At 45.8% G+C, this 22,169-nt stretch carries 23 protein-coding genes; 4 read left to right on the top strand and 19 right to left on the bottom strand.

Annotation, left to right across the window (positions count from 1 at the left end; all coding sequences use genetic code 11):
- Nucleotides 1-8: 8 nt before the first annotated feature.
- From BC351_RS13000 to BC351_RS12950, 10 genes are all read right to left on the bottom strand, one after another.
- A complete protein-coding gene (locus tag BC351_RS13000; protein ID WP_079412591.1) occupies nt 9-1,652 on the bottom strand; it encodes a peptide ABC transporter substrate-binding protein in 1,644 nt (547 codons plus the stop codon).
- A gap of 31 nt (nt 1,653-1,683) precedes the next feature.
- A complete protein-coding gene (locus BC351_RS12995) occupies nt 1,684-2,727 on the bottom strand; it encodes an ABC transporter ATP-binding protein (RefSeq protein WP_079412590.1) in 1,044 nt (347 codons plus the stop codon).
- A gap of 5 nt (nt 2,728-2,732) precedes the next feature.
- A complete protein-coding gene (locus BC351_RS12990; protein ID WP_079412588.1) occupies nt 2,733-3,650 on the bottom strand; it encodes an ABC transporter permease in 918 nt (305 codons plus the stop codon).
- 3 nt (nt 3,651-3,653) lie between these two features.
- Nucleotides 3,654-4,586, bottom strand: coding sequence for an ABC transporter permease (locus BC351_RS12985; RefSeq protein WP_144028373.1), 933 nt, complete (start codon nt 4,584-4,586; stop codon nt 3,654-3,656).
- 21 nt (nt 4,587-4,607) lie between these two features.
- The gene (locus BC351_RS12980; protein ID WP_079412586.1) at nt 4,608-5,432 is read right to left on the bottom strand and encodes a M55 family metallopeptidase; all 825 of its coding nucleotides are present in this window, start codon (nt 5,430-5,432) and stop codon (nt 4,608-4,610) included.
- A gap of 127 nt (nt 5,433-5,559) precedes the next feature.
- On the bottom strand, nt 5,560-5,916 hold the full coding sequence (locus tag BC351_RS12975) for a DUF3870 domain-containing protein (RefSeq protein ID WP_079412585.1): 357 nt from the start codon (nt 5,914-5,916) through the stop codon (nt 5,560-5,562).
- 356 nt (nt 5,917-6,272) lie between these two features.
- Nucleotides 6,273-7,352 carry an undecaprenyldiphospho-muramoylpentapeptide beta-N-acetylglucosaminyltransferase gene (locus tag BC351_RS12970; RefSeq protein ID WP_079412584.1) on the bottom strand — a complete coding sequence of 360 codons (1,080 nt, stop codon included), beginning with the start codon at nt 7,350-7,352 and terminating at the stop codon, nt 6,273-6,275.
- Entirely contained in the window at nt 7,349-8,335 is a 987-nt protein-coding gene (locus tag BC351_RS12965) for an SDR family NAD(P)-dependent oxidoreductase (RefSeq protein ID WP_079412583.1), read from the bottom strand. The genes BC351_RS12970 and BC351_RS12965 overlap by 4 nt, the downstream gene beginning before the upstream one ends.
- Before the next feature lie 574 nt (nt 8,336-8,909).
- Nucleotides 8,910-9,764, bottom strand: a complete 855-nt coding sequence (locus BC351_RS12955) for a stalk domain-containing protein (protein ID WP_244208985.1) — start codon at nt 9,762-9,764, stop codon at nt 8,910-8,912.
- A 251-nt stretch (nt 9,765-10,015) separates the two neighbouring features.
- The gene (locus BC351_RS12950; RefSeq protein WP_144028372.1) at nt 10,016-10,273 is read right to left on the bottom strand and encodes a hypothetical protein; all 258 of its coding nucleotides are present in this window, start codon (nt 10,271-10,273) and stop codon (nt 10,016-10,018) included.
- Nucleotides 10,274-10,495: 222 nt separating this feature from the next.
- On the opposite strand from BC351_RS12950, the gene BC351_RS12945 reads away from it, so the two are divergent.
- A complete protein-coding gene (locus BC351_RS12945; protein WP_158082070.1) occupies nt 10,496-11,302 on the top strand; it encodes a CPBP family intramembrane glutamic endopeptidase in 807 nt (268 codons plus the stop codon).
- 173 nt (nt 11,303-11,475) lie between these two features.
- On the opposite strand, the gene BC351_RS12940 is transcribed toward BC351_RS12945, so the two are convergent.
- Entirely contained in the window at nt 11,476-12,462 is a 987-nt protein-coding gene (locus BC351_RS12940; protein ID WP_079412578.1) for a sugar phosphate isomerase/epimerase family protein, read from the bottom strand.
- Between the two features lie 34 nt (nt 12,463-12,496).
- Nucleotides 12,497-13,561, bottom strand: a complete 1,065-nt coding sequence (locus BC351_RS12935) for a Gfo/Idh/MocA family protein (protein ID WP_079412577.1) — start codon at nt 13,559-13,561, stop codon at nt 12,497-12,499.
- 181 nt (nt 13,562-13,742) lie between these two features.
- Here BC351_RS12935 and BC351_RS12930 point away from each other — a divergent pair, with 181 nt between their 5' ends.
- On the top strand, nt 13,743-14,585 hold the full coding sequence (locus BC351_RS12930; RefSeq protein WP_079412576.1) for an AraC family transcriptional regulator: 843 nt from the start codon (nt 13,743-13,745) through the stop codon (nt 14,583-14,585).
- Nucleotides 14,586-14,685: 100 nt separating this feature from the next.
- Here BC351_RS12930 and BC351_RS12925 read toward each other — a convergent pair whose 3' ends face one another.
- The 7 genes from BC351_RS12925 to BC351_RS12895 all read right to left on the bottom strand — a co-directional run bounded on the left by BC351_RS12925 (nt 14,686) and on the right by BC351_RS12895 (nt 21,670).
- The gene (locus tag BC351_RS12925) at nt 14,686-15,882 is read right to left on the bottom strand and encodes an enolase C-terminal domain-like protein (RefSeq protein WP_079412575.1); all 1,197 of its coding nucleotides are present in this window, start codon (nt 15,880-15,882) and stop codon (nt 14,686-14,688) included.
- A gap of 31 nt (nt 15,883-15,913) precedes the next feature.
- Nucleotides 15,914-16,756, bottom strand: coding sequence for a carbohydrate ABC transporter permease (locus tag BC351_RS12920; protein WP_208629712.1), 843 nt, complete (start codon nt 16,754-16,756; stop codon nt 15,914-15,916).
- On the bottom strand, nt 16,743-17,621 hold the full coding sequence (locus tag BC351_RS12915; protein ID WP_079412571.1) for a carbohydrate ABC transporter permease: 879 nt from the start codon (nt 17,619-17,621) through the stop codon (nt 16,743-16,745). Before BC351_RS12915 ends, BC351_RS12920 begins: the two co-directional genes overlap by 14 nt.
- A 57-nt stretch (nt 17,622-17,678) precedes the next feature.
- The gene (locus BC351_RS12910; protein ID WP_079412569.1) at nt 17,679-19,016 is read right to left on the bottom strand and encodes an ABC transporter substrate-binding protein; all 1,338 of its coding nucleotides are present in this window, start codon (nt 19,014-19,016) and stop codon (nt 17,679-17,681) included.
- A gap of 195 nt (nt 19,017-19,211) precedes the next feature.
- The gene (locus tag BC351_RS12905) at nt 19,212-19,910 is read right to left on the bottom strand and encodes a FadR/GntR family transcriptional regulator (RefSeq protein ID WP_079412567.1); all 699 of its coding nucleotides are present in this window, start codon (nt 19,908-19,910) and stop codon (nt 19,212-19,214) included.
- Nucleotides 19,911-20,095: 185 nt separating this feature from the next.
- On the bottom strand, nt 20,096-20,977 hold the full coding sequence (locus BC351_RS12900) for a haloalkane dehalogenase (protein ID WP_079412565.1): 882 nt from the start codon (nt 20,975-20,977) through the stop codon (nt 20,096-20,098).
- Nucleotides 20,978-21,082: 105 nt separating this feature from the next.
- The gene (locus BC351_RS12895) at nt 21,083-21,670 is read right to left on the bottom strand and encodes a TetR/AcrR family transcriptional regulator (RefSeq protein WP_079412563.1); all 588 of its coding nucleotides are present in this window, start codon (nt 21,668-21,670) and stop codon (nt 21,083-21,085) included.
- Nucleotides 21,671-21,866: 196 nt separating this feature from the next.
- Between BC351_RS12895 and BC351_RS12890 the strand changes: the two genes are divergently transcribed.
- Together BC351_RS12890 and BC351_RS12885 are read left to right on the top strand one after the other, a co-directional pair.
- Nucleotides 21,867-21,977, top strand: a complete 111-nt coding sequence (locus BC351_RS12890) for a YjcZ family sporulation protein (RefSeq protein ID WP_079412561.1) — start codon at nt 21,867-21,869, stop codon at nt 21,975-21,977.
- A gap of 58 nt (nt 21,978-22,035) precedes the next feature.
- On the top strand, nt 22,036-22,146 hold the full coding sequence (locus BC351_RS12885; protein WP_079412559.1) for a YjcZ family sporulation protein: 111 nt from the start codon (nt 22,036-22,038) through the stop codon (nt 22,144-22,146).
- Nucleotides 22,147-22,169: the final 23 nt, after the last annotated feature.

Below are 22,169 nucleotides of genomic sequence, written 5' to 3'. Positions count from 1 at the left end.
TCATCCTTTTATTTCAAATCTGCCCACTTGAAGTCTAGGAAACCAAAAGCGTGTCTAACGACGCCCTCTAATTTATCGCTTTGCAGGTACGTGGAGTTATAGAAGTAAAGCGGCAGAACCGGCGCTTCGTCCATCAGAATCTTCTCCGCATCATGCATCATTTTGTAGCGTTTAGACTCATCCGATTCTACATAGGCGTCTTTGATCAATTTATCGTAAGAAGCATTAACCCACCCTGTACGGCTGAACGGATTCGTCGATTGGAAGCCGTCCAGGAAGTTGATCGGATCGGCAAAGTCCGGAAGGAACGAAGAACGGGACAATTGCAATTGCAGCGCCTTTTGCTCGGTAGTCAGCACTTTGCCTTCTTTATTTGCCAGTTTCACATCGATGCCTAAATTGTCTTTGAGCATAGCTTGAAGCGTTTGAGCAATGCGTTGAGAGACATCGTTCGTGTTATAAGTCATAGTAACTTCAGGCAGTGTTGTGTATCCGGCTTCCTGCATCCCTTTTTGCAATAGCTTCTTCGCTTCGGCGGCATCAAACTTGATCAGGCTGCCGCCTACCTGGCGGAAGTCTCCACCCGCAGGGTCCTTAAGCCCAGGCGATACATAACCGTCTGCCGGTTTCTGCTTTTGCTTTAAGACCAAATCGACAAGTTTCTGTCTGTCTACCGCCGCAACGAAAGCTTTACGGATGTTAACATTATTGAATGGTGCCATTTTCACATTAAAGCGGTAGAACGCAGTTCCTGCGGCATCTTCCACTTTCACTTTATTTTCTGCGAACAATTTATCGCTCATGTCAGCCGGAATGGAGCCCGTGGTATGAAGCTCGCCCGTAGTGAAGAGCTGATACGCGGTATTGGTATCATTGATCATTTTGAATGTAACGCCCGTCAGCTTTACGTTGGCGGCATCCCAGTATTGATCGTTTTTCACCATTTTCAGCTCGCTGTCATGCTTCCACTCCGTAATTTTGAACGGCCCGTTGCTTACAATCGTGGACGCTTCGCCTGCCCATTTGGCATTGCCTTCGACAGTAGCCTTATGCACCGGGAAGAACGCTGGGCTGGAAACCATGCCGACCAGCCAAGAAGCAGGTTGTGTCAAAGTAACCTCTAGTGTCTTGTCGTCCAGAGCCTTAATTTTCACAGCGTCCACTGTCTCCTTGCCGGAGTTGAAAGCTTCCGCTCCTTCAATAGGATATGCGAGGAAAGCCGCATCAGAAGCTGTTTTTGGATCCAACAGACGCTTCCATGAATACTCGAAATCAGCCGCTTTTACCGGGTCTCCATTGGACCATTTAATGCCGTCGCGAAGCGTAAACGTGTACTTTTTCCCATCAGGTGCGACTTTCCACTCTTTGGCCATCGCCGGCTCTGGAACCTGATTCTTGCCAAGACGCGTCAATCCCTCAAACGCATTGTTGACAACGTCATAAGAAACTTGGTCAAATCCTTTCGGAGGATCGAGGGAAGTTGGTTCTTTTAAATTGTTATAAAGGAGGATTTTGGATTTCGCTTCTTTGGCTGCTTCTGTCTGCTTGGCTCCGGACTCTGGAGTTCCGGCGCCTGGATCTTTGCTGCATCCGGCTAGCAACGTACCGATGACCAATACGGAGCTGATTAGCAATGCTGAAACTTTTTTCATGAGCACTTCTCCCCTTTGTTCAATGTCTTATTTATCCTAGAGCCGTCAAGATATTTCTCTTGATCGGCGGCTGGAATACAAGTTGAGCGCGCGGATCCTGAAGCCAGCAAGCCGCCGAATGGCTGCTCGATACTGCTGTCTGCTCCGGCTGGTAGGCACCGCATACTTCCATGGCATACCTGCAGCGCGCTGCAAAAGCGCAGCCTTCTGGCGGAGCAAAATCCGGAGGTGTTCCCGCAATCGGTGTAAGCGGCAGCGACTTGTCTGTGTCCAAACGCGGCATGGAAGCTAGCAGTCCCTTGGTGTAAGGATGCTGCGGATTGTGGAACAGCTCATCGACCGTCCCTGCTTCAACGACTTTACCGGCATACATCACATTGACTCGATCGGCCATATTCGCCACAACACCAAGGTCATGCGTAATAATGATGATGGATACACCCGTTTTCTTCTGCAGCATTTTGAACAATTCAATGATTTGCGCTTGTATAGTGACATCCAGCGCCGTCGTCGGCTCGTCTGCAATAAGGACCGAAGGCTTGCACACCGCTGCGATGGCAATCATAATCCGTTGTCTCATGCCTCCGCTAAATTCGTGCAAATATTGCTTCAAGCGCATCTCAGGATTGGAAATACCCACCAGCCCTAGCATTTCCGCTGCTTGCTTGCGTGCCTCCGCACGCGATAACTTCTGATGGCGAATGATCCCTTCCATAATTTGCTCACCGATGGAGATGGTGGGATTCAGGGCGGTCATGGCATCTTGGAAAATCATTGAAATTTCCGAGCCTCGCAGCTCTCGCAGCTGCTTTTCGCTAAGCTTGGTCAGTTCCCTGCCCTTATAGCGGATGCTGCCTTGGCTGATCTTCGAGCTATGCTCGGGAAGAAGACGCGTCATGCTGCGTGCTGTGACACTTTTGCCGCAGCCGGATTCGCCTACGATAGCCAAAGTCTCTCCCTTCCTTAACGTAAAGCTGACTCCGCGAACCGCCTTCACTTCTCCACCATGCGTGGTGAACGAGACATGAAGATTGTCCACTTCCAAAATAACATCGGTCGAGTTCGTTGCTTTCACCTCGGCTACCTCCTCCTTTTCGGATTAAAAGCGTCCTGCAAGCCATCCCCAACCAGGTTAAAGGCAAGCATCGTGATCGATATGAAAAATGCCGGATAAAATAACCGCCACCACTGACCTGACAATATGGTCGACAGCCCGTCGTTGGCCATAACGCCCCAGCTTGCCAAAGGAGGCTGGATGCCTAAGCCAAGAAAACTTAAGAACGCTTCTGCGAAAATAGCCGAAGGTACTGAGAACGTCACTTGCACGATAATGACGCCTATCGCATTAGGCAGCAAATGTTTGCGGATAATGTAACCCGCGCCTCCGCCTAACGTTCTTGCCGCGAGCACGTACTCCGACGATTTCAAACTGAGCACTTGTCCGCGTACAATCCGCGCCATCCCGATCCAGCCTGTAGCGCTTAAGGCCACGATGATCGTTAACAAGCCTGGGCCCATCACAACCATCAACAGGATGACGACAAGCAGATACGGAATCCCATACAGCAGATCAACGAACCTCATCATGATATTATCGATTCGTCCTCCGAAGTAACCGGCGATGCCGCCATAAATAATACCGATGACCAGATCGATCAAAGCTGCCATGAGGCCGATAAATAGTGAGATGCGTGCTCCGTAGAGGATACGCGCATATACGTCTCGCCCAAGTTCGTCCGTGCCGAACCAGTGGGCTGCCGAAGGGTTCTGATTGGCATCCAGCAGCACCTGCTTCGAATAGCTTTGGTCCGTAAGGAATGGCCCAACTATGGCGAGCAGCGACATCGCGAGCACAATGACCAGCCCTGCCATAGCCAGTTTGTTTGCACGCAGTCTGATCCATGCTTCCTGCCAGAATGACAGCCTCACGCGAACAATGGCTTCCGCTGTCCCTGCGCTCTTGGACATAGGGACGAATAAAGAATCCGGAACGTTCATCGTTTACCCCTCCTTCCTGTGCAGCTTGATGCGGGGGTCAATGAGTCCATAGGCGATATCTACCAGGAACATCATCATGACTAATAGCGCGCTATAGAATACGGTCGTGCCCATAATGAGCGAGTAATCGCGATTATTAATGCCATCGACGAAATATTTCCCCATTCCCGGGATGGCGAAAATCTTTTCAATCACAAAACTCCCCGTTAGAACGTTGGCTACCAACGCGCCGAGCAAGGTAACGACCGGAAGCACCGCATTGCGAAGCGCATGCTTGATGACGATCGTAGCAGGCGACAGCCCTTTGGCCCTTGCCGTTTCAATGTAATCGGCGGTCAACACCTCCAGCATGCTCGCTCTTGTCAATCTGGCAATAATCGCAAGGGGACCTGTTGACAAGGCAAGTGCAGGAAGGATGACATGCTTCCAGGTTCCCCAAGTAGCTACAGGAAGGAGCTTCCATTCGACAGCGACATATTTGATCAGCAAGGTAGCTACTATGAAGTTAGGTACCGCAATGCCGATAACCGCAAAAATCATGGCGAGGTAATCGATCATGCGATTCTGCCGGAGTGCGGCGACTGTTCCGAGCGCGATACCGGTAAAGATAGAAATAAGGATGGACACAGCACCGAGCTTCAACGAAACTGGAAATCCACGGCTGATCATGGCATTCACGGTATCGGGAAAGTGGCCGATGGAAGGTCCAAGGTCCAAGGAAAGCAGTGATTTCAAATAAAGCAGGTACTGCGTCGTAACGGGTTGGTCCAAATGGTAAAATTCCATCATGTTCTGAACCGCCGTCGGATTCGAATTCTTGCCCTCTTTCTCAAAAGGCGACCCCGGAACCGTATGCATCAATGCAAAAGTAACCGTAATAATTAGCCACAGTGTGACAATCATGGAGATAAACCTGCGAACAATATATTGTGTCACGCTATCACCCGCTCCCGCTTTTTAACAAAATGCCGTTCTCATCGCCAATTCCGTCATAACCAACATAGCTTGGTAGGCTTCCAACATATTTTTAGCCTGAAAAGTAACCGTAGGACTGTTATCGTCTATAGACGTACCCGGCATCAGGTGGGCCCACTCCGCTTGGCCATAGTTGGCAAATTCAATCTTCAACACCGGATGATCCGGCGGTACGAGCGGCTTTACTCGGCTGCGGTTAGCCAGCGCCTCCTTCGTTTTTGCGCGGAGCAGCTGCCCGCTTTTTTCGGGGGTTAAGCACACAGCCGATGTTCGCGATATCCGCTTTTTCACAACCGCTGTCGTAATACCCGGAATAAGCTCTTCCGCTTCAATCGCGGTTTCATCGTCCCCTGCCACTAATAGCACAGGAACGCCATAATGGCCGGCAACATAAGCATTAAAACCAAGCTCGCCAATAACTCTGTCATTTATGTACATATTACGAACGCCAAAAATCATCGTATGGCTAAGTACACCTTTGGTGGCTGCTCTAGTATGGTAGCCTAGAAAAGCCGCTCCTGCGAAGGAGCTGTCCAGTCCCTGTACCATCGAAAAAGGCTTCACGTCACCTGAGATCAGCTGGGTTTCGGGATGCAGTTTCTCGATTAGCAGATTGTTCATTTTGGAGTGACTATCATTCACGATAACTTCCTTACAGCCTTCTTCAAAAGCAGTTCCTATGACATGATTGGCTTCATCCGTCATGATATGCTGCCCGCGTGTGTAGTTGTATTGTCTAGAATCGATGAACGTGTTATCAACAAGTCCGGTTATCCCTTCCATATCAATGGAAATATAAAGTTTCATGGGTTGTCCTCCTTCAATCTTGTAAGGTAGCAAAAACCCAGCAAACAGCCTCGGGAGCATTCATCCCAAGAAACCATTTGCTGGGTTTTATTTACGGGTATGTTGCCATACGGATAAATAAAGCAGCTTACACTGTACCGGAAGATTGGAAGCCCAGCTCTTCCCGGCCGTTAAGTGCTAATTTGTATTTTTTTTGTGCGTCTTTATAGGCTACGACCAGAGCCTTCTGGGATGATCCATGGTATCTTCGGCGAATTTCCTCCGACACCACATCAAGGAGAAGCATATTATGCCCGATGAAGATGGAACGGACAAAATCCGATGTGAGCGGAATGGTGGATGAACATCCTGCATCAACAATTTTATGGCTTGTCGTATCTACAACAAGACCAATGAAAAATGCGTTGTACTGCTGGGTAATAGGATTGTTCACGGAAGCTTGCGCATCGCCGATAATATAAATCGTGTCTTTGTCGTATAACAAACGGCCACTCTCCTATTAGTCCTCTGTTCGATTTCTGAGCGGGATGTGGGAAGAGTTTCGGTCTCCCTACGACCGCCAGAAGCCAGACCACTAATGATGTAATATATTCTAACATCGAATTCACATGTTGTAAATAGGATTTGAACGCCGTTCAATTTACCCGTGTTAGAATGCGCTTTCAAAAATCCTCCTTTGACTTTATTTAGAAAAAATTAATTCATATAGTTACATTATAATAAAGTATATTCGTGCTGTGTAGCATTTTTTTTGTTGGGTAAGGCAAAAGGAACATATCCTTATAAGAAACCGGCCCCTCTACTAGAGTCCGGCTCCTTTTCCTACCTATCTAACCTCACTCAATCGCCCAACCCGCTTCGTTCTCCCCTGATCAAATCCATTACCACAGCGGCTCCACCGCCATGATCATGTTTTTTCATTTTGGCAATGTACGCAAACCGATTCTCATACAATTGCTGAATTGCCTTCATAAAGCTTTGATCTGTCATTTGTTCTTCAAGCAGCATATCAGCATAACCTGCCTGTTGAAAATATTGCGCATTGACACGTTGTCCTGATCGACTTCCACCCTTCGTATGTGGAATTAACAACATAGGTTTCTGTAAAGCAAGCAGCTCCATAATGGAGTTGGAACCTGCACGGGAAACAATGATGGCTGCGGCAGCCAATAAATCAGGCAGCTCTTTTCTGACAAATTCATACGACTTATAACCGGGAATAGAGAGGGAATCCTCTACTTTACCTTTCCCGCAGATATGAATAACTTGGAACTTCTCTACAAGTTGATAGAGTACACTTTTCACCATTTGGTTAAGGCTATGCGCCCCCTGGCTGCCTCCCATAATAAGAAGAACTGGCTTCTCAGAAGTAAACCCACAGGCGGATAATCCACGTACAGTGTTGCCAGATTTATAAGCTTCTTTGATGATAGGTCCCACATAAATCGCTTTCTGGTAATGGGGTTTCTTTGCCGTTTCGTGAAATGCGGTACACATATGTGTGGCAAATGGCAGGGAAATTTTATTCGCAAGTCCCAAATTAAGATCTGGTTCATAAATAATAATAGGCACTTTATTGAGTCTCGCCCCAAGCACAACGGGTACAGCAACAAAACCGCCTTTTGAGAAAATGACATTCGGCTTCAATTTTTTGATAAGTCGGAAAGATTGACAAATGCCTCTCATGACTTTAAATATGTCTATCCCATTTTTCCAAGAGAAATACCGTCTCAGCTTGCCTGTAGAAATAGCATGGTACTTCACTTCTTGGCAGTCGGACACAAGCATTCTCTCAATCCCCTGTTTGGACCCTATATAATGGATGTCCCACTTCTCTTCTGCACACTTGGGAATGAGTACAAGATTCCCTGATACATGGCCTGCCGAGCCGCCTCCGGTGAATACGATCGTTTGTTTCATGCCAAGAAACCACCTTTTTGCAACATTCCTCTTATTTCTTGCTTACTCATCAATGAATGATCAGAATGGTAACTATGAAATTCTACGGGAATGCTCGTTGCATAGGATTCTTGTAATCCTTCTATATGAAAAGGGGGGAAAATCACATAGTAGTGATCATCGAGGCTGATGGAATTGCTGCTTTCGAATTCAGAAATAAGCGTTTCTTTCAGACTCTCACCAGGACGAGCCCCTGTTACATGGATTGGGATTTCTGCCGTTGATAAATCTTCAATTAATACTTGTGCAAGATCCTTAATGCTGCAAGCTGGCATTTTCAAGACATAAACTTCCCCTCCTCTACTTTCTATTGTCGCTTTAAATAGTAGTGCAATAGCTTCTTCCAAGGTTATAAAAAATCGAGTCATTCTCGAATCGGTTAAATTAATTTCAACTCCTTTTTCAATTCGTTGTTTAAAGATTGGAACTACACTGCCCGCCGACCCTAGGACATTTCCACTTCGCACGCATATAAATTGAGTTTTGCTGTCTCTTAAATTGGCATGAACAATCAGCTTTTCTCCGAGCGCTTTGGTCATTCCATATGTACTTGATGGATGGGAGGCTTTATCCGTTGACACATAAATCACTTTTTCAACCTCATTTTTAATAGCCGCTTGAATGACATGCTGAGTCCCCATTACATTCGTTTTCATCGCACTGTCCGGTTGCTCTTCACAGATTGGCACATGCTTTAAGGCAGCTAAGTGATAAATATAATCCACATGCTGACAAGCCTGCATAATCTCATCTTGATCGCGAATATCTCCAATGATAAATGTTAATTTAGGATGATGATGAAATTCCTGTTTCATTTCTACTTGAAGGGCCTCGTTTCGGGAAAAAATACGAATTTCCTTGGGCTCTTTCTCCAATAGCCTTTTCACGAGTTCTCTTCCCCAAGACCCTGTTCCTCCGGTAACTAATATCGTTTTGTTTTTCAATGTTCGTTCCTCCCATGAACTCATTAATTGTTATCATTGCATCAATAAAGCTTTACGAACAATCATACAAGCGCTATGTTACGCCAATGTGGCAAAACAAAATAAAGGTTGGTTGGAGAGGAACGGACGGTTGACACACATGTTCGCAGGTTAGCCAAAGTCTGATTCTGACTATACTCCCTAAATCTAAACAATAAGAAAAACCGTCAGGGTAAACATCCTGACGGTCCTTTTGCGTGTAAACCCATACTTTTGTCCATGGGGAGGGATGCATGTGGGGTTCCAACCGCTGTTGAAATCGTGTTTTTTGAATTTATTACGCGGTATAAACACGATTTCAAAGGCGGCACGTAAACTTTCCACCCTCACACTCATCCCTCTTCTATTCTACTTTGTGCTGCCTTCCACTTTCGACCAGGTCAAACATATATATTTCGCTGTCTGTTTCGACAGCACATAGTTGCTTAGGGATACTTGGGGTTTCTTCTTAAGCTTCGCTCACCCCAAACCCAAAAACATATAAATTCTGGCGTGTTGAAAAAACTGTGGGTATAATAGCACCCACAGCTAAAATTTAATAGAATACTGCTTGAGAGAAATAAAATTTATTTGTTTCGTTGTTCAAACTGTATATTAAGTAAACTCCAAATTTCATCTTATATCCAGTAGTTACCGCGTCTACGAAATAATCTGCCTCTCTAGACTTAGTTAGACCTTCAGATCTGCTGTCTTTGTTAAACGTTTGGTCCTTAGCAGCAGCTATGGCGGAGTTTGCTAAATCTCCCAAAACATTAAGGTCTTCAACAGCCCTAGTAGCTTTGAGAGTTTTCTCAATCGATTTGCTTGTTAATTCATAGGAAGTTGAACCAAATTCACTTTCTACGAGGTTGCTTTTCAACCATTGATTGATTTCGGAAGTATCTCCTGTTTTTAATGCTCTCGCATAAATTTGGATTACAGCAGATGCAGCAGCTTTGTTATCTTCGAAAATCTGAGATGCAGCCACATCTGAGTTATAAGTCTTTACTGGAGATGCAGAACCTTTACTTGTTGAGGTGGTTGGCGGGTCTTGTTTTATTGGTGGGACCGTATTGCTGGAATTATCTTTTGTAGGTTCGGCTGATGTTTGGGTGTAACCGTTCGTTGTCACATTTACGGTCTTGCTGCTTTCATCATAAGAAACTTTTCCACCCATTGCTTCTGCCAGAGCTTTTGCAGAAACATAACTATGTCCGTCATATACCAAAGGATACATAGTCCCGTCTTCACTTGATAGATCAATTGCTTTGCCGTTCACCTTTACTTGAAGGTTGCTGTTTTGGTACGCCGTAATTTGCTTTAGAGCTGTGTCTGCAAAAGCGCCCAAACTAAAAGAGCTCGCTACAATTAGAGAAGTTAAACCAACTACCATTTTCTTACTTTTGAACATTTTCAAAAAATGCACTCTCCCTTACTTTATCTATTATTTACATCTGGAATCAGAGTGTAACCTAGTAAATAATCTCTCTAAAGGATGCTTGTAAAAATTTACTATTTACACTAACTATAGCTGAAATAATAAGATAAATAAAGTAATTTTTTGTCGATATATGTAATTATCAAAGCCAATATCATGACATAAAGGAAAGTTGTAGGTAATAAGACACATACTTTCATATGGCTTTAACAATAAAGTTCTTTTCAAGGATTCACTTTCACGACGATCCTCCCGTTGATCGCCTTACCGGCATCGTTGATCAATTCGCCTTGATACTCGTACGTCCCTGTCGTTCTGTTGGCGATTGTCGTAACCGCCGTCTGCGCGTTCGGCGTATGATCGGCAAGCACTCGTATATCGATCAGATCGCCGTCTTCATCTTCGGCCTTTACGACCGGAGTCACTTGATCCGTGTAGCTCTCCTCAGCAGTGACCATGACAAATCGTCTGATTTTATACACATTTTGTTGAAAGCCTGCCTTATTCAGCGACCATGCGACTGGTCAATATGCAAAATGATATCGGGGGTTGTACGTTCGACTAAGTCAGATTGCAATTAAACAGAACCTAAACGGCAGCAGCAAAAATTCAGCTGGTCTTCATCCATTTGTTTAGCTTCTGTTTAATTTGGGCTTCTATAATTGTAAATGAAGAAGCGCTACAAATTTATAGTGGGAGTGTTTATGATGTCAATCAATAGGCTGCAAAAATCTTTGGAACCTGCTCTTCGGGTTCGTCCCCGCGTAGGATGGGCTGTTCTCACATATTTCCTCTACAGCGCAGTCTTCTACGCGATCTTCGTCCTCAACGGCATCGACTACACGCGAGTGGGTGAAAGTGAGCGGACTCTTCTTATCTGGTACATAGCACCGCTGTCCGGCGGTGCTGTGCTGACCATCACAATGGTCACAATCTACGGATGGTGGCGCCCCAGCCTGGTTGAAAAGCGGCGTCTTTCTCGATGGACAATGACTCTCCCGATCATCATGATGATCATCGCGATCGTGAACATGCTGACCGGCGATTTCACCCGTGTCACACCCCTCATGTGGCTGTATCTCATCTTCGGCAGTATCATGGTCGGCTTCAATGAGGAGATGATCAACCGAGGTCAGTTGATAGTTGCTCTGCGCAGCCGATTCGGCGAAACCGGAGTCTGGCTGCTCTCATCAGCGATGTTCGCAGTCTTCCACCTGCCGAACATGTTCTGGGGCATCGGGGCCGGGGCCCTGTTCCAGGTAATGATCGCTTTCGGCCTCGGTTCGATCTTCTATCTCGCCCGACGGTCTACCGGATCGCTCGTGGCCTCCATGTTCCTGCACGGGCTCTGGGACTTTAGCGTCTTCTCAGCGAATGGCGCATCGGCGTTACCCATCGCTGGTTTACTAGCTCCGTTGTTGGTGATCGCTGCAGTGATCACGGTTCCGATCATCCTCCGCCGTGAAAAGCGGCGCGACAGCGCCCAAAGCGTGCCACAACCAGTCGGCTGATTCATTCGTGCGGTCGACGAGCGCGCTCCTCGTCTCGCAGCCGTTTTGGCTACGCTCGAACGGGTAAGGGCAATCGTAGATTTCATTCGGATAACTCCTTGTAAGCAAATTAGAGCAAGCAGATCATAGGCGCGACTTCAGGCCCGTCATACTTGATGTATGCGGGCCCTCTTTTATTTACCGCTTTGTAAATTCAACTTTTCCAGAATCCCCCGCAAATGCTCGGCACCGCTTGCAATCCTTTCCTCCATTTGCGCCAAATAAGGTATCGCTTCATAGGCATCGACGGCTGGCAGCTCTCCGGAGGCTAGCTTCTGCTCTACCGCTTTAACAAGTTTGATGAATTGTCCGAATTCATAAGGCGTCAAGTTCTGGTTTGGAGTGAACCACTCCTGCTCGAACACCGGGAATTCAAAAATCCACTTGTGATCTTCGATCGACAAAGGCAAATTCGGGTTATATTCACCCAAAATGGCAATGATGCTCGCGAGATCGACAATCCCTTGGCCGGGCGCCTTTCCTTGCCTGCTGACCCCGTTCGCCGAGAAGAAGACGATGCCATCCTTGATGTGGGTCAAGTGCGTATAGGGAGCGACTCGTCTGGCCGCCAATACAGGATCTTCCGCATTCACCAGCGTATTCCCGGTATCGAGGTTTACGCCGCATATATCCGAACCGGCGGCTTCGACGACATGTAGAATATCGAAGGTGGAGTCGCCGTGATTCTCGAGATTGATCCGACTGCCGCACGCCTCCAGCACCGGTCTCAGGCTTCGCACGAAATCGGCACTCTTCGATAAGTGCGTATTCCATGGAACGGGATGCTTGTATCGTTCGTCACTCTTGCTAATGATGCCCGCCAACTCATGCCAGCCAGCTTTGGCGAAGGCTTGAATATCAAGGATCATCGCCGTTCTCGCTTCGTCTTCCGATTGCTGCAGAAGCGGATTGCAGACACCTACGGAAACGTTGATATACATCCCGAGTGAATCGGCGTAATCCTTTATGTTCAATAGTTCACCCACATCGCGTTTGCTGCTCAATCCGTCCATGCCGCCAAACTGCACGCCTTCCAACCCTCGTTTGTTGGCATAGTCCAGACATTGATAAGGATCCAGGTTCAATTCCCGGAGCGTAAAGCTGTCGATTCCTATCTTCAAAGCCAATCCTCCTTTAATCGTCTGACTGCCGCATTCAACGTGCCGGTTGCAGGGGAAGGCTGACTACCGCCTTCGTTTCCTCAGCCCGATAAGCGGCTTCCGCCACTTCAACCGTTTGACGGCTGTCTGTTCCATCGGTTAAGATTTCCGCCTGTTCGCCTCTTAAGCTTTTCACCCATTGCTCGATACAACGCTGATGACCCGTTAATTCTTTCTTGACGTCTACCTTGACGAAGCTTCCTTCGCCTTTCAAGTCATACCGAAACTGCTTGGATGATCCGTCATGAATTTTGACGTATGTGCCTTTGCCGCTCATAAAATACGCTTCACCCTTCGTACCAGTGACATGATTGAATTCGTACCATAATCCATCCGGAGCTTGATGCGATTGCGTATACCAGTTGATGGAGAGCAAGGCCAGTGCGCCCGATCGCATTTTGGCCAATACAGCTCCGATGCTTTCCCCTTCCATGCGATCCGGTTCCGTCTTCGTCATGCAAGTCACCTGATCCACTTCGCCTTCATACCATCTGAGCGAATCGATCTGATGGGTGAGACAGCTCATAATGGCACCGCCACCAAGCATTTCCTTCGATCGCACCCAGCTTCGCTCGGGGAAAACGACGTTCTGATTATGCTCCAACTTCCAGAACAAAATGTCCCCCAGTTCGCCGGAATCGACCACCTGCTTAAGCGCCTGCCAATCGGCATCATAGCGCCGGTCATGGCAGACGGTAAGCGATACGCCGGCGTTCTCGCAAGCTCGGATCATTAGATCGCACTCTTCCACATTGCGGGCCATCACTTTCTCGATCAGCACGTGCTTGCCTGCTTCCGCAGCCGCAATTGCCGCAGGCGCGTGCAAATAATGTGGAAGAAGGATATCAACGGCATCCACGTCTTTGTCAGCCAAAATTTCAGTATAATCTTCTACAATGGCAACATCCTCGCCCAACAGTCTTCGGATCTCACTATGGCGGCTTGCGTCAGTCTCGGCCACAACGACTTCGCAAAGATGCGCAAGACGTGTATACCCTGGGGCATGTGCAGTCAAAATGCCTCCTCCGCCCAGAATGCCGATCTTCAGTTTAGCGCTCATTCTTGTTTCAACTCCCTCATAATTTCTGTCACGGGAAGATTATCTCACTGGGGGACATAACGTTGAAATGACAAATTGTCTGATTTTATACACCTTTTGTTCGAAGCCTGCTTCATTCCGTTTGATTCAGCTGCGCGATCCACTATAATAAGTGTAATTACACGAAGAAGGCGGAAGAAGTATGAATGATTCCCCGTTTTTGCTCACAGTCCTGAATTCGCTTGATTTTACTTATTTCAAGGGCAATACGACGCGATTTGACGTGAAGAAATCTCATAGTTTCGATCAGCCATTCACACTCATCTCCCAAATTACGGACGGCCCGCTGCTTCTTCATATTGGCAATGAGAGCTATAAGGTCGAGCCTGGCCAAGGGTTGATTATCCCCCCGCATACCAAATATGAAGTCAACATGCTGGAACCTCAATTCGTCACGCATTGGCTGAATGTGGACATCACTCTTTTTGACCATTTTAAACTGTTCGACTTTATAGAAACGCCTTATGTCACCTCCGAAGCTATTGGAAATAACATCGGTCGGCTCCAAACTGAAATAACCGCCTTGATGAACACAGATCCGCTCGACGCCAGTACATCCTTGTACAAGGCGGCCCAAGTCAAGCAGCGACTGTTCGCTCTGCTGGAAATTATTCTTTCTGTTTCCCGATACAAAATCGGCAGCTTCGAGGATATGAGGAATCTTCAACGGTTCCAGCCCGTATTCGACTACATGGAGAAACATCTTGCCGAGAAAATAAAGGTGACACAGCTGGCCGAGCTGATGTACTTGTCTATCTCCCATTTCCATAAAGAATTCAAACAAGCTTTCCAAGTTTCTCCGATGCAATATATCCAAGCGCAGAGATTGAAGAAGGCGCAATATTTGTTGGCTACGACGGATCTGACGATGGGGGAAATTGCGAATCGGATCGGCTACGATCATACGTATCCGTTCATCCGATTTTTCAAATCGATGTACGGCAGCAGTCCCGGCAAATACAAAAAAGCGCTGACGCGCTTATAGTCCAGTTAGAACTTACAACAAAAAACTGCTAGGCTTCATCGAGAAGGCACTAGCAGTTTATATTTAAGATGGGTTGCTTCTGATAAATAATCGGTAGCGATTAAGGGCGTGCGGAAGTGCCATCTGGCAGACGAGCCAGCGTCCAAGCCGGAACAACGTTCTCACAAGGAAACTTGGCAGCCATTTTCTCATCGATGTCAATACCTAGGCCTGGTTTCTCATTCGGGTACACATACCCGTTTGTGGCAACAGGTACACCCGAGAAAACCTCGTAAATTTCGTCTTTAAAACCGTTCCATTCCTGAATGCCGAAATTGATGCTGCTGACATCCAAATGAACATTAGCCGCATGCCCGACTGGAGAAACATCGCCAGGACCGTGCCATGCTGTGCGAATGCCATAAGCCTCGCAAAGTGAAATCATCTTTTTGGCTGGGGTGATCCCGCCAATTTGACTTACATGGATACGAATATAATCAATCAAGCGTCCTGAGATCAATGGCATCCATTCGTTCGGATTATTAAACAATTCCCCCATCGCGATAGGCGTTGTCGTGTGTTGGCGAATGAGTTTAAACCATTCAATTTGCTCCGGAGGCAGTGCATCCTCCAGATAGAACAACTGGAATTTCTCAAGCTGTTTGGCAAAACCTACCGCATCGATCGGTGTCAATCGTTCATGAATATCATGAATCAGCTCTGCTTCCCAGCCTATTGTGCTGCGCAGATGTTCGAACATCTCGACGATGCCTCTCATATATACCTTTGGATCATAGTAAACACCGTCCAACGCGTTATCCGGCTTCACAATTTTGTGATCACGTCCACCGTACAAGCCCATTTGGCAGCGGACATAACGATAGCCTTCTTCTAAGCAGGCGCGCACGTTTGTCTCTACTTCCTCTTTGCTGCCGCCATCGGCATGTTTATATATGGCAGCTCCTTCTCGGCATTTCCCGCCAAGCAGTTGATACACCGGCAGTCCTGCGATTTTCCCTTTTATATCCCACAAGGCCATATCTACCCCGGACAATGCATTATTGAATTCCGGTCCATTTCTCCAATAGCCGCTGACCATGGCCGTCTGCCATATATCTTCAATCCGCTGCACATCCTTGCCAATCAAGAACGGCTTCAAGTGGTCTTCTATAGCTGAAGCTACGGTCAAATAACGCTGTGTGAACGTTGCGCAGCCGAGGCCATACAAGCCGGGCTCCGAGGTTTCAATTTTCACCACAACCAAATTAATCCCCTCTGGAGCGGTCAGTATTGCTTTAACATCGCGGATCATAATCATATAAGTCTCTCCCTTATCCGTATATCTATCTCTATTGTTTTACAGCTCCTGCTGTCAGACTGCTAATAAAATACTTTTGCAAGAATAGGAACAAAATGATCAAAGGCAAACTGGAAACAATCGATGCTGCCATGAGATCATTCCAGACGATTTTATAAAATCCGTTCAACTGCCCGATTCCAACTGGCAAAGTCTTCATGTTATCAGAGGTCGTGAGAATGAAGGCAAACATGTACTCATTCCATCCGACGATAAGCGAATAAATAGCCGTTGCAGCCAATCCCGGTAAAGACAATGGCAAAATAATTTGCACAAACGTACGAATTTTGCCGCAGCCGTCAATTTTCGCTGCTTCATCCAGTTCTTTGGGTATCCCTTGGAAAAATCCTAACATCATCCACGTACAAAATGGGATAGAAAAAGAAATGTACACGACAATTAAGCCCAAGTGCGAGTCAATCAAACCTAGCTTCTGCAGTACTTTATAGAAAGGAATCAACAACATAATCGATGGGAACATCTGAGTAATGAGCAAAAACGTAAGAAATGACCCTTTCCCCCGAAAGTTGAACCGTGATGCCCCATATCCCGCCAAGGCGGAGAATACTAAAGAAACACCGGTTGATACAAGCACGATATACGTACTGTTCATAAAGTACGTACCGAAAGGATAATCCTTCCAGATTCTCGAGAATGCTTCGAAGGAAATATGCTCCGGAATCCACTGAGGTGGAGTCACCATAACTTCCTGTGCTGGTTTTAACGCAGTAGACAGCATCCATAAAACAGGAATCAAAACAAGCAGTGAAGCAATGATCAAAATGACGTACATGGAAGAGTTGAACAACAATTTTTTCCCTCTACTCGTTGGCACTGCTGAACACCCTCCTATAAACATATCCAATCAAGAAGCATACGAAGAACACGATGACAGCCATCGCTGCTGCTTTACCGAAATCAAAATATTGGAACGCTTGCTTAAAGATATCGATACTGACTACGTTCGTAGCGTCTCCTGGACCACCTTCTGTCAAAATCCATATCATCGTGAAATGCTTGAACCACCACACTGTATCCAGAATCAATGTTACTAACAGCACTGGCATTAGCCCTGGGACAGTCACATAGCGGAAAGATTGCATTCGATTGCATCCATCGATTTTGGCCGCTTCATAGGTATCCTGCGAAATGGATTGAAGACCTGCCAGCACCAGAAGCTTGACCATTGGGTAGCCCTTCCAGATGCAAACAATCGTAACCGCGATAAAAGCAAAGTAAGTGTCTCCAAGCCAAGAAACCGGATCCGAAATGAGATGAAGATCCATCAAAATATAATTGAACAAACCGTACATCGGGTTGAACAGCCATTTCCAAAGCAAACCTACAACGACTTCTGGAAGAAGCCAAGGGAGAATCAGAATCGCTCTGAAAAAAGTGCGTCCCCGCAGGTCCATATTTAAGACCAAAGCAAGAATGATACCGAGGACAAAGTGTCCAACAACGGTAAAAAACGTATACTTGAGTGTTAAAAAGATTTTTCCGACAAATTCCCAATTAGAGAAAATATCGATATATTGATGAATGCCGACAAAATCCCATTTGTTCACGAGGTTAGTGTTAAAAAAACTGATATATGCGCCATAGATCAATGGATAAGTTACCAGCAACAGCAAAATGATAGCCGCTGGAGATACAAATCCATAAGCAGCCCACTGCTCTTTCGATACGGTATGCTTCACGTTGTCCTCCCCAAAAATAGAAGGGGGGAGCCCCCCTCCAGCTGATTCTGATACTGCTTACTTACCTTCCTTGCCGATCAGCTCATTTGCACGGTCTGCCGCCTTTTTAGCTACTGAATCCACATTCATTTTAGAATCGGTAGCTAACAGGGTTTGATATTCCTCGGCTACAATATCATAAAATTGTGAATACGCAGAGAATGTAGGAGTTGAATAGGCGAACTCTAATGCCTTCACAAAGCCTGCCTTTTCCGGTGTAGACATTTGCTGACTCTTACCCGCTTCGATTTTCGTAGGCAAGGTTCCGGTTACATCATTCATTTTCAAGGCATTTTCTTGACTGACTAGAAATTTCAAATAATCCGCAACCGCTTCCTTATTTTTGCTTTGAGCCGATACGGAATAGCCCAGCAAACCAAATGTTGCTTTATGCTCTTCCTTTTTCGGAATAGGAGCACTATAGAGCTTCCCTTTCAGATCTGGGTTTTGAGACAAAATCGTACCGATCGCGTTCGGGCCGCTAATGATCATCGCTGCTTTACCTGTCGCCATCAAACTCGCCGCTTCGGGAAAGCCTGTTTCCGTTACTCCTGGTGGAACAACATGGTACTTATTGTTTAGATCTACGTAGAATTGCAGTGCTTCTTTGGCTTTAGGCGTATCTAGATCGGTAATCCATTTGCCGCTTGCATCTTTACGGATTTCTTCCGCTCCAAAGGAACGCAGTACAGGCAAGAAACGAGTCCCTCCTGAGGTATTGCGCGTACCGATGAGCGCGAATCCCCATTGATCCGTCTTTCCGTTCCCCTTCGTATCCTTCGTGAGCTTTTTAGCTGCCTCAAGGAAATCATCCCACGTTTCCGGCGCTTTAAGTCCTTCTTTCTCAAACCAATCCCCGCGGTAAATCAAAGCTTGAGGAGTCGCTGTCCAAGGAAGCAGCTGCAATTTGCCATCAATGCTTGATTCTTGAATCATATTGGGATAGAACTCTTTTAAATAATCCGCCCCAAACAGCTTCGTGAGGTCTTCCGTAATGTTCATTCCATAAGCAGTCCGCATAAACTCAGGTGTGCTCGTAAAAGCATCGGGAAGATCTGCAGCCGCAGCAAGCACCGATATTTTTTTGTACATTTCATTCATTGGAACACCAACAAACTCAATTTTGACATTGGGGTGCTGTTCCATATATTTATCTGCAATCGACTTCTCTGCTGGTCCCCCTGGCGTTTCCGTTTGTGTAGCTGACATGATTTTGAGCGTAATTACACCTTTCCCTTTGTCTGTGGTGCTGGCTCCAGCTGATGGTGGTGCTTCTGATTTTTGTCCACTACACGCGGTAATACCAAGCGTTAGCGCCAAGATAGAGCTAGTCCAAATCATACGTTTACTTTTCATTTTTTCAACCCTCCGTTTTGGAATAAAAATTACATATATTGCTAATGCAGAACAATTCCACCTTAGATTTAGTTCTACATCCAACAAACACAATAGAAATGCGGCATTCTCTTCATAGTTATGTAGGCCAAATTAAACAATGGGCGGGCATCTTGTAACATGTCATACATGTTATATCGAGAAAAAGAAGTGCTTTTAACGGCCCATTCTTTCCCGGATTTTAAGCATATTCTCGTCCATACCCTGTTTAATGTTGGCTTTGACTCTTGCACTATCTTTATTCCGCAGCGCTTGAAATTGCTCAATATGACCTTGCAGACTTTCTTCATTAACTCCCAAGACTCGGTTCAATTCCTCCAAGTAATGATAAAATACATCCTTGGTGTTTTTCATCACCATAAAAAGAATATCATTCTTGGAAGCCTTCGCAATGGCAAGGTGGAACTCAAAGTCAGCTTCGGAGTACTTCTTGTAATCATCTTTGTTTGCAATCATTTTGTTGAGAGCGTTCTCAATCTGAAGCATATCTTCTTCATCGGCTCTTTGAACAGCGAGCTCAATGCATTTGAATTCAATCGTCTCACGAAATTCCGACATATCGAGAATCTCTTTCTCGCTCAAATTCATTTTGGGAATGAAATTGTCGACCATATTATCGTTGATCGATTGGGAAACAAAAGACCCTTGGCCTTGGCGCGTTTGAATAATGCCAATAGCTCTTAACTTTTGAATCGCACTTCTTACACTCACTCGACTCACATTAAACATTTGGCACAGCTGATTCTCTGAAGGAATCTTGTCTCCAGGTTTCCATGAACCGGAAACAATATTCGTTTTCATCTGATCATAGACCTCGTCTACGATATTTTGCTTTTCAATTGTTTTGATACGCAATTCAAACACCGTTTAGTTATGACATGTCATACAAGTTATTTCGTTTTTATCTTAGCAGATATTTTTCAATTAATCTAGAGGGAAAAATCAATTTGCTGAAACTTTGACAAAGCAGCTTTTTCAAAACCCAAGCACCAGAACCAAAAAAGCACTCACCCAAGAAGGTGAATGCACAAACTTTAACCCTATACTGTCATTTCCTTCAACCAAGCTGCAAGGGCTGCGCCAATCTCATCAGGCGAGTCTTCTTGGGGATAATGACGCCCACGAACGGTGATTTCGGTTTGCGCTGGCCAGGTACGGCAGAAATCCACCTGTGATGACGGCATCGTGCCTGGATCGCATTTGACGAATAGTTTTGGAATCGAGCACTGTGCCAGCCACTCGCCGTAAGTGGTGACAATGTCAGTCACATCAGCCGGATCGCCATCAAAAGGAAGTTGCCGCGGCCAAGTTAGTGTAGGACGGCGTCCTTCGCCAGGCTGCGAGAATGGCCGACGATATTCTGCCATCTCTTCCTCCGTCAACTTACGCAGAATACCAATTGGAAGGTTAGTCTCAATGAAAGAGTTTTGTTCTAGAACCATCTGTTCACCTTCCTGAGATCGCAATGCCTGGAAAATTTTCCGTCCCGATTCAGGAATTTCGCTCCAGCTGCGAGGTTGTATAATTCCCTCCATGTAGGCGATTGCTTTCACAGCCTCCGGATGACGATACGCCCAATCGAATCCCAGTGCGGACCCCCAATCGTGCACAACAAAGGTAACTCGCTCGTGAACGCTAAGTAGATCCAAAAGGGCATCAAGATAGCGACGATTCTCGATAAAGGTGTAAGAATCAGGTCCACTATTGGGAAGTTTCTCGGAATCTCCCATGCCAATAAGATCAGGAACAATGCAGCGACCAAGATTTTGAGCATAAGGAAGAATGTTCCGCCAGAGATAAGAAGAAGTAGGGTTGCCATGCAGGAAAACAATTGGATCGCCGCTTCCTACCTCCACATAGGCCATATCTAAACCAAACACCTGTTGACGCTTCTTTTCGTAGGGAAAAGACGAACTAATCATTCAACATCTTACCTTTCATTTTTGATTTGAATGCAAGTACATACTTACATAAGTTGTTTAAGAAAAGCCCCGAACGGAGCTGTTTAAAGAGAACCATTGCTATTATTAGGGACTTAACGCCTTAGTAAATAAACGTACGCTTTCGTCAATAAATTCGTTCAGCGTCTCTTCCGAAACCGCTTCTTTCGCATTTAGGCTGCTGATAAAAGCTCCAAAATTCATCCACATGAACGATAAGGCTTGAATTTCAGGATTTGAAGTGACAACTTTACCTTGTGATGACATGGCAGTTAGATATTCTGCGAGCAGATTTTTCAATTGCTTAGGGTTGTTGGAAGCCTCTTGAAGAACAGAATCCGGAAGAGTACTGCTTCCTTTTAGTGAGATTGAAATTAGTTTTCTATTCCTATTCATGAGGTTATGGTACGTTCTGCTGAGTGTAAGAAGATCCTCGTGCAAATTTCCTTTAAGACCCTCTTTAAAAAGCTTTGTCATCTCATTGCCATAGTGAAACCGGCTGAAAGCGGCCTCAAGCAGTTTCTCTTTCGTTCCAAAATGCCGAAATATGGTGACTTCGTTCACTCCGGCAGCTAATGCGATTTCTTTGGTAGTTGTACTGTCGTATCCTTTTTCGGCCATGAGGTTGATGGTTGCCAGCAATATTTTTTCGCCAGTAGTTGGATTAGCGCTCATGGATCTCCCCCTCCAAATGCAAGTACTTACTTACATTTTGATTTTAGATGAAATGTAACTAATTGTCAATCGAATGTGATAATTCATAATTTGAAAGCTAGTCCAACACTTAAATTAGTCATACGTCCAATCAATTCCTAATTAACCAACATACTTTATACCGTAGTGACAAAACACCAGAAGGGAATGAGTAAACATGGGAGCAGTAGGTTATGGTGGAAGTTGTGCAGGTTATGGTAACAGTGCAGCAGCTATTTTGGTTCTTTTTATTCTTTTGGTTATCATCACATCCGCTTTCGTATGGTAATAGCTTAAAACACACAATTATACCGTAGTGACAAAACACCAGAAGGGAATGAGAAAACATGGGAGCAGTAGGTTATGGTGGAAGTTGTGCAGGTTATGGTAGCAGCGCAGCAGCTATTTTGGTTCTTTTTATTCTTTTGGTTATCATCACATCCGCTTTCGTATGGTAATTTCTTAATCCAACACGATGAGA

Origin of the sequence: Paenibacillus ferrarius (genome assembly GCF_002027705.1) — a bacterium.
GTDB classification, from domain to species: Bacteria; Bacillota; Bacilli; order Paenibacillales; family NBRC-103111; genus Paenibacillus_E; species Paenibacillus_E ferrarius.
The sequence above is the reverse complement of the archived record's forward strand: the minus strand, read 5'-3'. Positions and strand labels throughout refer to the sequence as shown.

Excerpts from the sequence above, each read along its gene's own strand:
- BC351_RS13000 (WP_079412591.1), bottom strand. The coding sequence starts at position 1,652 with ATGAAAAAAGTTTCAGCATTGCTAATCAGCTCCGTATTGGTCATCGGT.
- BC351_RS12990 (WP_079412588.1), bottom strand. The coding sequence starts at position 3,650 with ATGAACGTTCCGGATTCTTTATTCGTCCCTATGTCCAAGAGCGCAGGG.
- BC351_RS12980 (WP_079412586.1), bottom strand. The coding sequence starts at position 5,432 with ATGAAACTTTATATTTCCATTGATATGGAAGGGATAACCGGACTTGTT.
- BC351_RS12970 (WP_079412584.1), bottom strand. The coding sequence starts at position 7,352 with ATGAAACAAACGATCGTATTCACCGGAGGCGGCTCGGCAGGCCATGTA.
- BC351_RS12955 (WP_244208985.1), bottom strand. The coding sequence starts at position 9,764 with ATGTTCAAAAGTAAGAAAATGGTAGTTGGTTTAACTTCTCTAATTGTA.
- BC351_RS12945 (WP_158082070.1), top strand. The coding sequence starts at position 10,496 with ATGATGTCAATCAATAGGCTGCAAAAATCTTTGGAACCTGCTCTTCGG.
- BC351_RS12935 (WP_079412577.1), bottom strand. The coding sequence starts at position 13,561 with ATGAGCGCTAAACTGAAGATCGGCATTCTGGGCGGAGGAGGCATTTTG.
- BC351_RS12930 (WP_079412576.1), top strand. The coding sequence starts at position 13,743 with ATGAATGATTCCCCGTTTTTGCTCACAGTCCTGAATTCGCTTGATTTT.
- BC351_RS12925 (WP_079412575.1), bottom strand. The coding sequence starts at position 15,882 with ATGATTATGATCCGCGATGTTAAAGCAATACTGACCGCTCCAGAGGGG.
- BC351_RS12910 (WP_079412569.1), bottom strand. The coding sequence starts at position 19,016 with ATGAAAAGTAAACGTATGATTTGGACTAGCTCTATCTTGGCGCTAACG.
- BC351_RS12900 (WP_079412565.1), bottom strand. The coding sequence starts at position 20,977 with ATGATTAGTTCGTCTTTTCCCTACGAAAAGAAGCGTCAACAGGTGTTT.
- BC351_RS12895 (WP_079412563.1), bottom strand. The coding sequence starts at position 21,670 with ATGAGCGCTAATCCAACTACTGGCGAAAAAATATTGCTGGCAACCATC.
- BC351_RS12890 (WP_079412561.1), top strand. The coding sequence starts at position 21,867 with ATGGGAGCAGTAGGTTATGGTGGAAGTTGTGCAGGTTATGGTAACAGT.
- BC351_RS12885 (WP_079412559.1), top strand. The coding sequence starts at position 22,036 with ATGGGAGCAGTAGGTTATGGTGGAAGTTGTGCAGGTTATGGTAGCAGC.